The sequence below is a fragment of the Streptomyces sp. NPDC058796 genome (genome assembly GCF_042745235.1).
Taxonomy (GTDB): Bacteria; Actinomycetota; Actinomycetes; order Streptomycetales; family Streptomycetaceae; genus Streptomyces.
In genome coordinates this window covers 232,063-246,493 of sequence record NZ_JBHYOP010000008.1, presented here as the reverse complement: position 1 = coordinate 246,493, position 14,431 = coordinate 232,063, and the positions used below count along the sequence as shown (strand labels likewise).

Genomic DNA, 14,431 nt, shown 5'->3' with positions numbered 1-14,431 from the left:
CTACAACCGCAAGCGTACGAACGTACACTCGTCCGCCACCGTCCCGCGGCCGCATGGTGAGACGCGCACCACGGCGGGAATGGCGGGGAACGGATCTTCGTTGACACCTGTCATGCCCGCTTCTTCCCCACGGCCCGCGACCCCCCGCATGCCGCTCGCCGTATACATCCTCGGCCTCTCCGTCTTCGCGCTCGGTACCAGCGAGTTCATGCTCTCCGGTCTGTTGCCGCCCATCGCCGACGACATGGACGTGTCCATCCCGCAGGCCGGGTTGCTGATATCGGCGTTCGCGATCGGCATGGTGGTCGGCGCGCCGCTGCTCGCGGTCGCGACGCTGCGGCTGCCGCGCAAGACCACACTGATCGCGCTGATCTCGGTGTTCGGCCTCGGCCAGGTCGCGGGCGCCCTGGCGACGACGTACGAGGTCCTGTTCGTCTCACGGGTCGTCAGCGCCCTCGCGTGCGCCGGTTTCTGGGCGGTCGGCGCCGCCGTCGCCATCGCGATGGTGCCGAAGACCTCGCGGGCCCGGGCGATGGCCGTGATGATCGGCGGACTGTCCATCGCCAACGTCCTCGGCGTCCCGGCGGGCGCGTTCCTCGGTGAGCACCTCGGATGGCGGTCCGCGTTCTGGGCGGTGGGCGCGGCGTCCGCCGTCGCACTCGTCGGTGTGGTGACCCTGATCCCGCGCATCCCGCTGCCCGAGCGGCGGTCCCGGCTGAAGGGCGAGCTGGCGATCTACCGCGACCGCCAGGTCTGGCTGTCCGTCGGCTTGACCGCGCTCGCGGCCGGCGGCGTGTTCTGTGCCTTCTCCTACCTCGCCCCGCTGCTCACCGATGTGGCCGGGCTGGCCGACGGCTGGGTGCCGACCGTGCTGGCGCTGTTCGGTCTCGGCGCGCTGATCGGCACGACGATCGGCGGCCGGGTCGCCGACGCCCACCTGTTCGGCGTGCTGCTCTCCGGCATCGCCGCGTCCACCGTGTTCCTGGCCGCACTGGCGCTGTTCGCGTCGAGCCCCGCCGTCGTGATCGCCCTGTCCCTGCTGCTCGGGGTCTCCGCCTTCTACACGGCGCCGGCCCTCAACGCCCGCATGTTCAACGTCGCGGGTGCCGCGCCCACCCTCGCGGGCGCGACGACGACCGCGGCGTTCAATCTGGGCAACACCGGCGGCCCCTGGCTCGGCGGCACGGTGATCGACGCGGGCCTCGGCTACGCCGCCACCGCCTGGGCGGGAGCCGGCATGACCCTGGCCGCGATCGTCCTCGTCGCGGTGTCGCTGCGGCTGCACAGCCGGTCCCGGATCGTGATGGGAGCCATGGCCGCCGAGCCGGCGGGCGTGGAGTCCGGCCGGCCCGTCTGACCTCCCGCGGGTAGGCGGGCGCCAAGCGCGGGTGCCGGCGCGTGTCCCGGCGTACAGCGGTCGCCACTTGCCGCGCATGGCGGTCACCGTCTGACCGCTGTCCCTGCCACGGTGGGGACCGCCGCACCGAGCGGGGCCCGCTGCCGGGCCCCACCGAGGAAGACAGGACGCGATCAGTGAGCCGCCACCTCCATGTTCTCGACGCCCGCGCGCTGAACCGCGCCACGCTGGCCCGGCAACTGCTGCTCGACCGGGCCGACCTCCCGGTCCCGGACGCCGTCGCCCACCTCGGCGGCATGCAGGCACAGGAGCCGCAGGAACCGTTCGTCGGGCTCTGGTCGAGGCTGCGTGCCTTCGAACCGGCCGCGCTCTCAAACCAGCTGACGGGCCGTCAGCTGGTGCGGACCCACCTGATGCGCCGGACCGTCCACCTCGTCACCGCCGCCGACGTCCTGGCCTGGCGCTCCCGGCACGACGCGATGCTGCGCCAGAAGGTGCTCGGCACCTACCGCCGCGAGCTGCGAGGAGTGGACCTCGGCGAACTCGCCGCGGCAGGACGGGAGGTGATGGCCGACGGCGAGCCCCGCTCGATGGGCGAGCTGGCGCGGGCGCTCGCCGGACGCTGGCCGGCTCCGGGGCCACGGGCCCTGGGGGAGATGCTGGCCGCCGCCCTGATCCCGATGGCGCAGCTGCCGCCGCGCGGTTTGTGGCGCACCAGGGCGGGCGTACGCTACCTGCCGCTCTCCCGCTGGCTGGGCCGGGAGATCGACCCGCCGTCGCCGCACGGCTCCGACCCGGTCGGCCAGGCACTGGTGCGGCGCTACCTCGCGGCGTTCGGACCCGCCGCCTCGGCGGACCTGCGCGCCTGGTGCGGCCTCGCCGGACTGCCCGCGGCCGTCGCCGCCGTCCGCGGGGAGCTGGTCGCCTTCCGCGACGAGCGGGGCCGGGAACTGCTGGACCTGCCCGACGCGCCGCGACCCGATCCCTGCACCCCCGCACCCGTGCGGTTCCTGCCGGCGTTCGACAACGCGGTCCTCGGCTACCACGAGCGGGGCAGGATCATCGACGACGTCCACCGCGGACTGTCGGTCGCCGGCGCCCGCGTGGTCCTGGTCGACGGCCGGGTCGCCGCGACCTGGAACGTCGAGGCGGACACGGTGACCGTCACCCCCCTGCGCCGCCTCTCCCGGGCCGACCGCACGGCCGTCGCCGAGGAAGGGAGGGCCCTGGCGTCCTTCCTCTCCGACCAGGACAGCGACCGGGTGCGGGTCACCGCGCCCCTCGACGAGTGAGGGCGGTGGAGACGCGATGCCGGTGACCGGCTGACGGACACTGGTTCCACGATGGAACAAATGCGGCGTACACCCATCCTCGGGATCTACACCCCGGGGAGAGGGCAACGGGCAGGCGCTACACCCAATGCAGTACGCCGGTCCAGCCCCAGGGGCGGATCAAATGAAACAGAAGCCGGGTGAGTATGGGTGGGTATCCCGGAGAGAACGCCTGCGTTCCCATCTGCCGGGTCTCGTCCTGCCCGTATCCGACGGATTGGTCCCAGGTGGCTACGTTCCTTTACCGACTCGGCCGACGCGCGTTCCGGCGCCGCGGTCTCGTCGCCCTGCTCTGGGTGGCCATACTCGTGGGCGCCGGCGTCGCCGCGTCCACCGCGCCCGCCCCGCCCGAAGACTCCTTCTCCATGCCCGGCACCGAGTCCCAGAAGGCGTTCGACCTGCTCGACGAGCGCTTCCCGGCCGCCAGTGCCGAAGGCGCCACGGCGCGAGTCGTGATCCGCGCCCCCGAGGGCGACAAGATCTCCGACCCGGCCGGCAAGTCCAAGGTCGAGGAACTGGTCACCGCCCTCGGGAACGGCCCGCAGGTCGCATCGGTGGACGACCCGTTCGAGGCGAACGCCGTGAGCCAGGACGGGACCACCGCGTACGCCTCGGTGACGTACAAGGTCAATGCCATGGAGCTGACCGACCAGGCCCGCGAGTCCCTCACCGCGGCCACCGACGACGCGCGCGGTGACGGCTTCACCGTGGAGACCGGCGGCGACGCGGTCATGGCCGAGCAGGAGATGGGCGGCACCGCCGAGCTGATCGGGATCGGTGTCGCGGCCGTCGTGCTCCTGCTGACCTTCGGTTCACTGGTCGCGGCCGGCATGCCGCTGCTCTCGGCGATCATCGGCGTCGGCATCGGCATCTCCGCCATCGGGGCGCTCGGCAGCACCCTCGAACTCTCCGCGACGACCTCCACCCTCGCCATGATGATCGGCCTCGCGGTCGCCATCGACTACGCGCTCTTCATCGTCTCGCGCTACCGCGCCGAGATCGCCGAGGGCCGCGCCCCCGAGGACGCCGCGGGACGCGCCGTCGGCACGGCCGGCTCCGCCGTCGTCTTCGCCGGACTCACCGTCATCGTGGCCCTGGCCGGGCTCGCGGTGGTCAACATCCCGATCCTCACCAAGATGGGCCTGGCCGCCGCCGCCACCGTCGGCATCGCCGTGCTGATCGCGCTCACCATGACCCCGGCGCTGCTCGGCTTCGCCGGCAAGAAGGCGCTCAGCCGCAAGGACCGCAAGGCGGCCGCCGGACAGCGCGCGGTGTCCGACAAGCCGAAGCTCGGCACCCGCTGGGCCCGCTTCGTCCTGCGCCGCCCGGTGACCGTGCTGCTCACCGCGGTGATCGGCCTCGGCGCCGTCGCCGTACCGGCCGCGAGCATGGAACTGGGTCTGCCGGACGAGGGCAGCTCCGCACCGGACACCACGCAGCGCAAGGCCTACGACATGCTGTCCGAGTCCTTCGGCGCCGGGTTCAACGGCCCGCTGATGGTCACCGTCGACACCCGGGGCGCGGACGACGCCAAGGCCGCCGCGGCCACCGTCGGCAAGGAGATCACCGGCCTGGGCGAGGCCGCGGCCGTCACCCCGGCCAACTTCAACGAGCAGGGCGACACGGCCGTCCTCACCGTGGTGCCCAAGACCGGGCCCAGCGACGCGGCCACCGAGGAGCTGGTCAAGGACATCCGCTCGCTGTCCGGGGACGTCAAGTCCGAGACCGGCGCGACCATGCTGGTCACCGGCATGACCGCGATGACGATCGACTTCTCGCAGACCCTGGACGACGCGCTCGTCCCGTACCTGGCCCTGGTCGTCGGCCTCGCCTTCCTGCTCCTGATGCTGGTGTTCCGCTCGGTCCTCGTCCCGCTGAAGGCGGCCCTGGGCTTCCTGCTCTCCGTGGCGGCGGCGCTCGGCGCGGTGGTCGCGGTCTTCCAGTGGGGGTGGCTCGCGGACGTGTTCGGCGTGGACCAGCCGGGTCCGATCATGTCGATGATGCCCATCTTCATGATCGGCGTGGTCTTCGGTCTGGCGATGGACTACGAGGTCTTCCTCGTGACCCGGATGCGCGAGGCCTACGTCCACGGCTCGTCCGCCGCCGACTCCGTCACCACCGGATTCACCCACGGCGGCCGGGTCGTCGCGGCCGCCGCGATCATCATGATCAGCGTCTTCTCCGGCTTCATCATGGAGAACGACGACATGATCAAGATGATGGGCTTCGGTCTCGCCATCGCGGTCCTCTTCGACGCCTTCGTCGTCCGCATGGCCATCGTGCCCGCCGTGCTCGCCCTGCTCGGCACCAAGGCGTGGTGGCTGCCCAAGTGGCTGGACCGCATCCTGCCGAACGTCGACGTGGAGGGCGAGAAGCTCCACAAGGAACTCGGCGACACCTCCGGACCCGCGCAGCCCAGCCGCGCGCCCGAGACGGCCGGAGTCTGACACCCACACCCCCGCGGCGCCGCCCGGCCTGGACCACCGGGCCGGGCGGCGCCGCGTCCGTCACAGGTCCCCGGAGGCGTCGGTCAGTGCCTCGTCCAGGATGTCGACGCCCCGGGCGATCTCGTCGTCGCCCGCGGTCAGCGGGGGCGCGATCCGGAAGATGCCCCCCATCCCCGGCAGCTGGACGATGTTCATGTGCAGCCCGAGCTCGAAACAGCGCCGGGTGACCGCCGCGCCGAGCCGGTCCGCGCCGCCCGGCCCCAGTACGTCGTCGCCGACCAGCTCCATGCCCAGGAGCAGCCCCCGGCCGCGGACGTCGCCCACCACCTCGTGGCGTGCGGCGAGCTTGTCGAGCCGGTCGCGCAATGCCGTGCCGAGCACCCGCGCGCGTTCGTCGAGGCGGTCGCGGACCAGGACGTCCAGGACGGTGTTGCCCACCGCGGCCGGCAGCGGGTCGCTGACGTGGGTGGTGAAGAACAGGAACCCCCGGTCGTGGGCGCGCTGCTCGATCTCCGGGCTGGTCAGCACGGCGGCCAGCGGGAGTCCCGCGCCGAGCGTCTTGGACACGGTGAGGATGTCCGGGACGACGCCCTCGTGCTGGAAGGCGTACCAGTCACCGGTGCGGCACAGCCCGGTCTGGGCCTCGTCCAGGATCAGCAGCATGCCGCGCTCCCGGCACTTCTCGGCCAGCGCGGCGAGATAGCCCGGCGGCAGCTCGACGACGCCGCCGGAGCTGAGGATCGGCTCGACCAGGCACGCGGCCAGGGAGCCGACCGACTGGGCGTCGATCATCTCGAAACCCAGGTCGAGCTGGCGGCGCCAGTCGAGGCCGCCGTCGGCGTCGACGACGGCGGGCCGGTACCGGTCGGGCACCGGCAGCGCGAAGTTGCCCGGGGCGGCGGGCCCGTAGCCCTTGCGGCCCGCGCTGTACGTCGCGTTCGCGGCGGCCTGGGTCATGCCGTGCCAGGACCGGGCGAAAGAGACGATCTCGTGGCGGCCGGTGACGAGCTTCGCCATCCGCACCGCGGCCTCGTTCGCCTCCGCCCCGGTGGTCAGCAGCAGCGCCTTGTCCAGCGGGTCGGGCAGGGTGCCGGCGAGCCGGCGCGCCAGCTCGACCACCGGCGGGCTCAGCATGCCGCTGTGCAGGTGGTCGAGGCGTGCGACCTGCTCGCGCACCGTCGAGACGATCGCCGGATGGGAATGCCCGAGGATCGCGCTCATCTGACCGGAGGTGAAGTCGAGCAGCTCACGGCCGCCCTCGGTGAACACCGACGTCCCAGCGGCGCGCACGACCAGCTCCGGTGAGAAGGCGCCGTGACCGGAATAGCGGACGAGGTGGCGCTCGGGATCGGTGAATGCAGTCTCGGAAGGCATGCGGTCGACGTTAAGGACGCCGTACTGCGCGTGTCCATCGCACGCTTTCGACTGCGCTGTTCATGAAAACCGTACAGGCGCGCCTACAATGCGCCACATGCTCAATTCGGGACGTCTGCAACTGCTCAGCCTGCTGGACACCCTCGGGACCGTCCGCGCGGTCGCCGACACGCTGCACCTGAGCGCGTCGACGGTCTCGCAGCAACTGGCGGTGCTCGAGACCGAGACCCGGTGCCCGCTGCTGGAGCGGACGGGCCGGCGCGTCCGGCTGACCCCGGCCGGGCTCCTGCTGGCCCGGCGGGGCAGGGAGATCCTGGACCGCATGGCCGAGACCGAGGCCGAGCTGCGTGCGCTGAACGACGAACCCATCGGCACCGTGCGTCTCGGCGTGTTCCAGAGCGCCATCTACACCCTCGCGGTGCCGGCGGCCACCCGCCTCGCGGCCAGCCACCCGCACCTGCGCGTGGAACTGACCGAGATGGAGCCGCACGAGAGCGGGCCCGCCCTGCGCTCCGGCGAGGCGGACGTCATCGTGACCACCACCGACTACACCGGCCTGTCCTGGGGCGCGGACCTCGAGGTCATGTCCCTCGGCACCGACTCGGTCGTACTGGTTCTGCCGCGCGCCCACCCGCTCGCCTCGCGGACCGCGGTGAGCCTCGCCGCCTGCAAGGACGAGACCTGGGCCTGCGACCGGCCGCAGTCGTACATGGCGGACCTGACCCTGCGGCTGTGCCGTGAGTCGGGCTTCGAGCCCCGCGTGGCCTGCCGGTTCAGCAACTACCTGATGCTGCTGCGGCACGTCGAGACGACCGGCTCGGTCGCCCTGCTGCCCGCCCTGGCCGTCACCCCGGACCATGCCGTCGTCACCCGCGAGCTCACCCCGCAGGTGCGCCGCAACATCGCCGTCCTCGTGCGGCGCGGCACCACGCAGCGCGCCGCGGTGAACGCGGTGATCGCCGCGCTGCGCGACCACCCGGACCTCCCGGCCCTGGCCGCCCCCGGCCGGCACACGGCAGGCGAGGAGCACCCACCCGCGCCCGTGATCGGACAGCCGGAAACCGGCGGTGGACGTCCTCCACCATGATCCGCATCGGGGTCCGCAGATACCGAGTCCGCCGGGGTGGCTTCGGGCACGCGGGACGCGTCGTCACCGCGGCGGCCTGTCTGCTCACGGTGGGCTTCTTGGTCTTCGGGACCGCCGAGATCGGCCCCGTGCGGATGTTCGGCCTGGGCGGCGGGCCGGCCGTCCTGATCGAGACCGTGGCCGTACGGGTGTGCTCCTCCCTGCGGCGATGCGGCTGCTCGGCCGGTCCGCTGCCCGCGCCCGCGGCGGCGGCGCGGCCGCCCCAGGTCAAGAATTCGACGGAGTCTGACCGCGGCCCGACCGTGCCGCCGGGTGCCGCCTCCGCCGCCGGTCCGGAGGCGGCCCCGCGGCGCGGGCGTCTGGTCAGTGACCGACGGCGGCCGGGTCCTCGGCGTCGGCCTCCCCGGCGGTCCTGAACTCCACGGCGACCACGCCGTCGACGCGCCGGCAGAGCTCCTCCAGCACGGAGACGGACACGTCGCCCGGGAGCCGGCCGCTGAGGACGACATGGCCGTGGGCCACGTCCACCTGCATCGAGGACGGAGCCAGACCGAGCGACTTGACCAGGGCCTCCTCGATGATCTCGGTCCGGATCGCCCGGTCCGTGCGCAGGAAGACCCGCAGCAGATCGCTCCTGCTGACGACCCCGATCAGCCGGCCCGCCTCGTCGACGACGAGAAGCCGCTTGATGCCGTGCCGGGCCATCACGCGGGCGGCCTCGACGACGCTCCAGTCCTCGCGCGCGCAGACGGCGGGCGACGTCATCAGCCCGGCCGCGTCCGTGGCGGACGCCTTGGCGTCGGCCGGCCGGGGCAATTCCCCGCCACCGGGAGGGGCGTCCGGCTCCCCGCCCCACATCTTCTGCAGGAGGTCCGCCTCCGACACCACCCCCACCGGCCGGTCCTCCTCGTCGACGACGGGCACCGCGGTGATGTCGTACTCCTGCAGCAGGTGGGCGATCTCCTTGAACGGCGTTCCGGGCTGGGCCCGGACCACGGCGTCGCTCATCAGATCGCTCACCTTCTGGTGCTTCATCGAGGGTCTCTCCTCCGCTGCCGGCCGGGATGGGCCGGCGTTCGTCCTTCTTGTCATGTGAAACGGTCCGTCGGCCCGGTGAGTGCCCCACGCCTCACGCGCTCGGGCTGACGAGGAGCAGGGCGACGTCGTCGCCGGGAGCGGGCGCATGCCGGATCAGGGCGTCGGCCATGGCGTCGAGGCCACCGGGGTCCGCGTGTTCCAGAAGTCCGGCGAGGGCCGCGATCGCGTCGTCCAGGTCGACACCGGGCGCCTCGACGAGCCCGTCGGTGTACAGGGCGAGGACACTGCCGGGCGGCAGCGAGAACTCCAGCGCCGGGTAACGGGTGTCCGGCTCGATGCCGAGCAGCAGACCGGGCGGCACACGGACCAGTTCGGTGCGTCCGTCGGCATGCCGCAGCAGGGGCGGCGGGTGGCCGGCGGTGGCCAGGCAGGCGCGGTGCGTCGCGAGGTCGAGGTGCACGTAGACACAGCTCGTGAAGAGGCCGGGGTCCAGATCGGTGAGCAGGCGGTTGGTGCGGGCCAGGACGTCGTCGGGGGAGGCGCCCACCGTGGCGTGGGCGTGGACGGCGGTCCGGACCTGGCCCATGAGCGCGGCCGCGTCCACGTTGTGGCCCTGGACGTCGCCGATGGTGGCGCCGACGGTGTGCTCGTCGAGACGGATGAGGTCGTAGAAGTCGCCGCCTACGCCCAGGCCGTGGGCCGCCGGCAGGTACCGGGCGGCGACCCGCAGACCGGGCACGCGGGGGAGGGTGTGCGGCAGCAGGGCGGACTGCAGACGGTGGGCGAGGTGGTGCTTGGCGTCGTAGAGCCGGGCCCGGTCCAGGGCCTGGCCGACCAGACCGGCCAGTGACGTCAGAGCGGCGCGCTCGCCCGGCGGGAAGGTGTGGGGCCGCTCGTACGAGAGGAGGAGGGAGCCGATGGGGCGGCCGGACGCGATCAGCGGCAGCACCGCCCACGCGGCCATCCCGTCCTCGTGCACCATGGCCGGATAGGCGTCGGCCATCTCGGCGAAGGTCGCGAAGAACCCAGCGACGCCCGTGGCCATGACGTCGGCGCCGGGCACCTCGGAACTGAGCGGAATGCCGTCGAAACGGTCCATGAGCTCGGTCCGGTAGCCGCGGTGGCCCGCGATCCGCAGACGGCCGTCCTCGGCGGTCATCAGCACCATGGCCTGCGCGCCCAGCGCCGGCAGCAACTGGTCGGCGGTCTGCTCGACCACCTCCTGCACGCCGATGGCCTCGGTGAGGGTCGAGGCCAGGTGCATCAGGTGGTACAGCACGGTGGCGCGGCTGGGCCCTGCGGTCGGCAGCGCCCGCGCCGGAGCACCGTCGGCCGGGTCACCGCGAGTGATGCGGACACTGATGCCGGTGGAGTCCGGGTACAGCTCGAAGGACAGCCAGGTCCGTGGCGGGCGCAGCACGGTGAAGGCCTGCGGCAGACGGCTGACCAGGGCGGCCCGGTAGCGGTCCTCGACCTGGGGGACGTCCATCCACGGCAGCGCCTCCCAGGGCAGCGCACCCACCAGCGCGGCCTGGTCGGCACCCACCAGTTCGGCCGCCCCGGGGGTGATGAAGGTGATGCGTCCGTTCGGGTCCAGCCCGCACGACCCGCCCGGCAGACGGTCGACGAAGGCCGAGAGCGCGGAGGCCTCGGCGGGTGCGGGAACGCGACCGGCCGGGGGCCGCAGGGTGCGCGGCCGCTCAGCGGGCAGCAGCGGGGCGCCACTGTCCGCCGCCTGACGCAGCAGCCCGGCCAGGCGACGGCAGCCCGTCTCGACGACGTCCCGCTCCTCGCGGCTGAGCCGCGACGCATGGGTGCCGGGCCACAGCAGCACCAGCCCGCCCCGTACGGCGCCGCCCGAAACGACCGGCGCCGCCCCCAGCGCGAAGTCGTACGGCAGCACCAGCGCCGGCCGGGGGTACTGGCGCGCCATCTCCTCCCGGCCGCCCACCCACACCAGGCGCTCCTCTCGCACGGCGTCCGCCACGGGCATCGGATCGGTCGGCGCGACACGGCGCCACGGCAGGGCGATGTCCTGGGGCACTCCCGCCGTCATGACCAGCCACAAGGCGTCGTCGCGCGGGGGCAGCACGTACAACAGCCCTCCGTAGGCACCGCTGTCGCGCACCACGGCGGTCATCGCGGTGTCCATCGCGGTGTCCAGAGTGGTGTGCATCAGATGTCCGCCCGCCGACGGCCGAGTCCCACGGGATCCGGCGGGACGGCCCGACGCCGGCCACACCGAACATCACCCATATGAGGACACTACGCCCGCTTTCCCCCGGCGGCATGCGAGGGCGTGACCGTCGGTACTCCGTCAGTGGTCCCACACGTCCGGGCCACCCCCGCGCCACTCGACGATGGCCGACCGGACCACGTCCATCTCGTCCCAGTCCTGCAGGCCGGCCTCCTGAAGGAAGCGGGCGACGTCCCGCACGCCGTAGGCCCGGCCCAGGACCTCGCCGTCCACGCGCACCCGGCGTCCCCCTTCCTCGTCGGGCGGGTACACGATCACGGGCGGTGCGGTCGTCATGGCACCAGCGTGCGGCCGGAACCGGTGGCACGCATGCCGGGTGGGCGGCGTGGGTGGGGCGGCGCGTGTGCGGAGGCGGTGTGCCGCTCATAGGCTGGTACCGCTCGGGGACGTCACGTGGAGAGGCCTGTCCATGCCCCGGTCGATCTGGAGCGGTGCCATCTCGTTCGGCCTGGTCACCGTGCCGATCCATGTGGTCGGCGCGACCGAGGACCACAGCATCCGGTTCCACCGCTACCACTTGGCGGACCAGGGCAGGATCCGGACCCGGAAGGTCTGCGAACTCGAGGACCGGGAGGTTCGCCCCGACGAGATCGGCAAGGGATACGAGCTCAGCAGCACCCAGGTGGTGCCCATCACGGACGAGGACCTGCGGGAGCTGCCGCTGCCGACGGCCAAGGCCATCGAGATCGTGGCGTTCGTGCCGCTCGCGTCCGTGGACCCCATCCGGATCGGCGACGGCTACTACCTGCAGCCGGACGGGCAGGTGGCGGCCAAGCCGTACAAGCTGCTGCGGCAGGCGCTCGCCCGGTCGGCGAAGGTGGCCGTGGCGAGGTACGCGTGGTCCGGCCGGGAGCGCCTGGGCCTGCTGCGGGTGCGCGGCGAGGCGATCGTGCTGCACGCCATGCGCTGGCCTGACGAGATCCGCGACCCCTCGTCCCTCACCCCGCCTCCGGTCGAGGTGTCCGAGGAGGAGATCGACGGGGCGCTCGCGCTGATGGACACGATGACCCGTGAGGATCTGGAGGGCGACGAGTTCCGCGACACCTACACGGAGGCCGTCGCGGAACTCATCGAGGCGAAGCGTGAACACAGGGAGCCGGAGGCGGCGCCGGAACCGGAGGAGCGGCCGGGGCAGGTGCTGGACCTGATGGCCGCCCTTCAGGAGTCCGTGTCCAAGGCGAAGGAGTCCCGGGGCGAGGGCGATCACGCGGAGGTGCGGGAGCTGCCCGGGCGGAAGAAGAAGGCAGCCGCGAAGAAGACACCCGCCGCCAAGTCCGCCAAGACCGCGAAGGCCGCGGCGAAGGAGCCGGCCGGGAAGAAGGCCGCGGCGAAGGAGCCGACGGCCGGGAAGAAGACCGCGAAGAAGACGGCGGCGGCCCGCGGACCCAGGAGTGCCTAGCCTCCCTGGCGCTGGGTGAGCGACTGGGGGAAGTCGGTGATGATGCCGTCCACGCCCAGACCGGGCATCGTGCGCATGGCGCCGGGTTCGTCGACCGTCCAGACGTTGATGTCCATGCCGAGTGCGCGGACGCGGTCGACGAGGTCCTGGTCGGTCACCGTGTACTGCGGGTCGGCCTGGTCGGCCCACCGGCTGAGCCGGACGAGTTCGGTGTCCGTGGGGCGGTCGGCGTCCAGGATGCCGATGGGGACGTCCGGCAGGAGGGCGTGGAACTCCCGGGCGTCGTCGGTCTGGAAGGACTGGACGGCGAGCTGGTCGCGGTCGAGTGCGCGGCGGACGTAACGGGGCTTGTCCCGAAGCCGGCGCGCTGACGTCCGGAGCCCCAAAGGTGTGCGCCTCGGCGTGTGCGGAGGTCGCGGCGGACTCCAGGGCCAGTCCGGTCAGCACGGCCACGACCAGGCTCGCGCGCCTCCTGCTCACATGTTTCACTTCGGCCTCCCGGATCGAACGGCTCCCCGGAGGCTGTCCGGCGCCGGTTACGGGAGGCCTGCCGCGGTCTGGCGGCGCCGGGATCAGCCGGTGGACCGGAACGGTGAACCGGCTGATCCCGGGCCGAAGGGGTGATCACCCACCATCACGCTCGGCGCGGTACCCCGTCACCTGCCGACGAGCCCCTCGGGCAGCAGCGACTGGGGGGAGGTGGCCGGATGGCCGATCTCGAGGGAACCGAGCAGACCGTTCAGGAGCGGTCCGCCGGGGATGCCGGACGAGGGGGCGGGATCGGGGGCCGCCTCGGCGGCGGGCGCGGCCGCGAGGAGGGCGATGGCCATGACGGAGGCACAGGCGAGCTTCTTGATCATGCCGACCTCAACGAGCGGCGGCCCGCGCGGAAACGCCTCCCGTGCCCCGGCTGCTCCACTCGGGTGCATGCGGCCGAGGCTTCGTCACCCCGGGCAACGGCGGCCGGGTCAGGGACGGTTGCCGGTAGCGTGCCGCGGATGAAGGTGGGCACGGAGGGGACCCGGCTGGTCGTGCTGCGCGGCAACAGCGCCTCGGGCAAGTCGTCCGTCGCGGCCGGTGTCCGCGGCAGATTCGGGCGCGGCCTCGCCCTGGTCGCCCAGGACAACCTCCGCCGGATCGTGCTCCGGGAACGCGACCGGCCCGGAGCGGCGAACATCGGCCTCATCGAGCTGACAGCACGTTACGCCCTGGACGCCGGGTACCACGTCGTGGTGGAGGGCATCCTGTACGCCGACCACTACGGTGACATGCTGGCCCGCCTGCGCGCCGACCACCGCGGCCCCACCCACGGCTACTACCTGGACGTACCGCTCGACGAGACCGTGGCGCGGCACGCCACCAAGCCGATCGCGGACGAGGTCGGCGAGGCACAGCTGCGTGCGTGGTACCGGCCGGGCGACCTGCTCTCCTCAGGCGTCGAGACCGTCATCGGCGCAGACAGCACGCTCGCCGAGACCGTCGACCGGATCATGCGCGAGACCGGACTGGACGGCCTCCCGCCGCTCGAACCCTGACCGCCGGCCCCCGCCGCCCGCGACCCTACCTCCGGGGTAATCGACCACCGTCCCGCGGCCCGGCAGGATCGGGGCATCGGCACGGACCCGACGGACAGCCGCCGGGAACCGCCGCGATTCGAAGAGGAGAGGACGATGCCGGTGTCCCCCGAGTCCACCTCAGACCTGGTGAGTTCGACCACCGAGGCGACCCGCGCCGTCGTGCGGGCCTTCCTCGCCGCCCGGCTCGCCGGCGACACCGATCGGCTCGCCGGCCTCTTCGCCGACGAGGTCGACTGGCTGCTGGCCGACAACCCCACCGTCCCGTGGATCCGTCCGCGCTCCACGGCCGCCGAATGCGCCGCACAGTCCGAGGAGCTGATGGCCCACACCGTGCCCGAGGACGCGCGCGCCAGCGTCGACGCCTTCCTCGTCGACGGCACCGACGCAGTCCTCACGGGTCATGTCTCGGGAACGGTACGTGCCACGGGAAAGTCCTTCGAGGGCCCGTTCGCGCTGCGCCTCACCGTCGAGGACGGCAGGATCACCCGGCACCACCTGTACGAGAACAGCCTTTCGATCGCCGAGGCGTGCTCACCGACGGGAACCGAGGCTTAGCGGAGCGTG

The 14,431-nt window shown here is 72.7% G+C and carries 13 protein-coding genes and 1 pseudogene; 8 read left to right on the top strand and 6 right to left on the bottom strand.

Translation table 11 applies throughout. The features are described 5' to 3' along the window. Positions 1 to 148: 148 nt before the first annotated feature. The 3 genes from ACFW47_RS21555 (at position 149) to ACFW47_RS21545 (ending at position 5,135) form a co-directional block, all read left to right on the top strand. The gene (locus tag ACFW47_RS21555; protein WP_386306701.1) at positions 149 to 1,357 is read left to right on the top strand and encodes a Cmx/CmrA family chloramphenicol efflux MFS transporter; all 1,209 of its coding nucleotides are present in this window, start codon (positions 149 to 151) and stop codon (positions 1,355 to 1,357) included. A 176-nt stretch (positions 1,358 to 1,533) separates the two neighbouring features. Continuing rightward, positions 1,534 to 2,649, top strand: coding sequence for a winged helix DNA-binding domain-containing protein (locus ACFW47_RS21550; protein ID WP_386306700.1), 1,116 nt, complete (start codon positions 1,534 to 1,536; stop codon positions 2,647 to 2,649). A 266-nt stretch (positions 2,650 to 2,915) separates the two neighbouring features. After that, a complete protein-coding gene (locus ACFW47_RS21545) occupies positions 2,916 to 5,135 on the top strand; it encodes an MMPL family transporter (RefSeq protein ID WP_386306699.1) in 2,220 nt (739 codons plus the stop codon). Between the two features lie 60 nt (positions 5,136 to 5,195). Here ACFW47_RS21545 and ACFW47_RS21540 read toward each other — a convergent pair whose 3' ends face one another. Continuing rightward, entirely contained in the window at positions 5,196 to 6,509 is a 1,314-nt protein-coding gene (locus ACFW47_RS21540) for an aspartate aminotransferase family protein (protein ID WP_386306698.1), read from the bottom strand. A gap of 97 nt (positions 6,510 to 6,606) precedes the next feature. On the opposite strand from ACFW47_RS21540, the gene ACFW47_RS21535 reads away from it, so the two are divergent. Further along, positions 6,607 to 7,596: a LysR family transcriptional regulator gene (locus tag ACFW47_RS21535; RefSeq protein WP_386306696.1), complete on the top strand. Its 990-nt coding sequence runs from the start codon at positions 6,607 to 6,609 to the stop codon at positions 7,594 to 7,596. A 38-nt stretch (positions 7,597 to 7,634) separates the two neighbouring features. Next, positions 7,635 to 7,885: pseudogene (locus ACFW47_RS21530) on the top strand (MMPL family transporter); the annotation flags it as partial. A 74-nt stretch (positions 7,886 to 7,959) separates the two neighbouring features. On the opposite strand, the gene ACFW47_RS21525 reads toward ACFW47_RS21530, so the two are convergent. The 3 genes from ACFW47_RS21525 to ACFW47_RS21515 all read right to left on the bottom strand — a co-directional run bounded on the left by ACFW47_RS21525 (position 7,960) and on the right by ACFW47_RS21515 (position 11,167). Then, entirely contained in the window at positions 7,960 to 8,631 is a 672-nt protein-coding gene (locus tag ACFW47_RS21525) for a CBS domain-containing protein (RefSeq protein ID WP_386283420.1), read from the bottom strand. Positions 8,632 to 8,725: 94 nt separating this feature from the next. Then, positions 8,726 to 10,810 carry a SpoIIE family protein phosphatase gene (locus ACFW47_RS21520; protein WP_386306695.1) on the bottom strand — a complete coding sequence of 695 codons (2,085 nt, stop codon included), beginning with the start codon at positions 10,808 to 10,810 and terminating at the stop codon, positions 8,726 to 8,728. Positions 10,811 to 10,951: 141 nt separating this feature from the next. Further along, entirely contained in the window at positions 10,952 to 11,167 is a 216-nt protein-coding gene (locus ACFW47_RS21515) for a hypothetical protein (RefSeq protein ID WP_386283416.1), read from the bottom strand. Positions 11,168 to 11,300: 133 nt separating this feature from the next. Between ACFW47_RS21515 and ACFW47_RS21510 the strand changes: the two genes are divergently transcribed. Further along, positions 11,301 to 12,290: a Ku protein gene (locus ACFW47_RS21510; RefSeq protein WP_386283411.1), complete on the top strand. Its 990-nt coding sequence runs from the start codon at positions 11,301 to 11,303 to the stop codon at positions 12,288 to 12,290. On the opposite strand, the gene ACFW47_RS21505 is transcribed toward ACFW47_RS21510, so the two are convergent. Continuing rightward, a complete protein-coding gene (locus tag ACFW47_RS21505; protein ID WP_386306694.1) occupies positions 12,287 to 12,676 on the bottom strand; it encodes a glycerophosphodiester phosphodiesterase in 390 nt (129 codons plus the stop codon). The genes ACFW47_RS21510 and ACFW47_RS21505 overlap by 4 nt on opposite strands. Before the next feature lie 270 nt (positions 12,677 to 12,946). Beyond that, positions 12,947 to 13,150 (bottom strand): hypothetical protein, encoded by a 204-nt coding sequence (locus ACFW47_RS21500; RefSeq protein WP_386283407.1) that lies wholly within the window; start codon positions 13,148 to 13,150, stop codon positions 12,947 to 12,949. Between the two features lie 138 nt (positions 13,151 to 13,288). On the opposite strand from ACFW47_RS21500, the gene ACFW47_RS21495 reads away from it, so the two are divergent. Together ACFW47_RS21495 and ACFW47_RS21490 are read left to right on the top strand one after the other, a co-directional pair. Beyond that, positions 13,289 to 13,825, top strand: coding sequence for an AAA family ATPase (locus tag ACFW47_RS21495; protein ID WP_386306693.1), 537 nt, complete (start codon positions 13,289 to 13,291; stop codon positions 13,823 to 13,825). Positions 13,826 to 13,960: 135 nt separating this feature from the next. Beyond that, positions 13,961 to 14,422, top strand: coding sequence for a nuclear transport factor 2 family protein (locus ACFW47_RS21490; protein WP_386306691.1), 462 nt, complete (start codon positions 13,961 to 13,963; stop codon positions 14,420 to 14,422). The last annotated feature ends 9 nt before the right edge of the window (positions 14,423 to 14,431 follow it).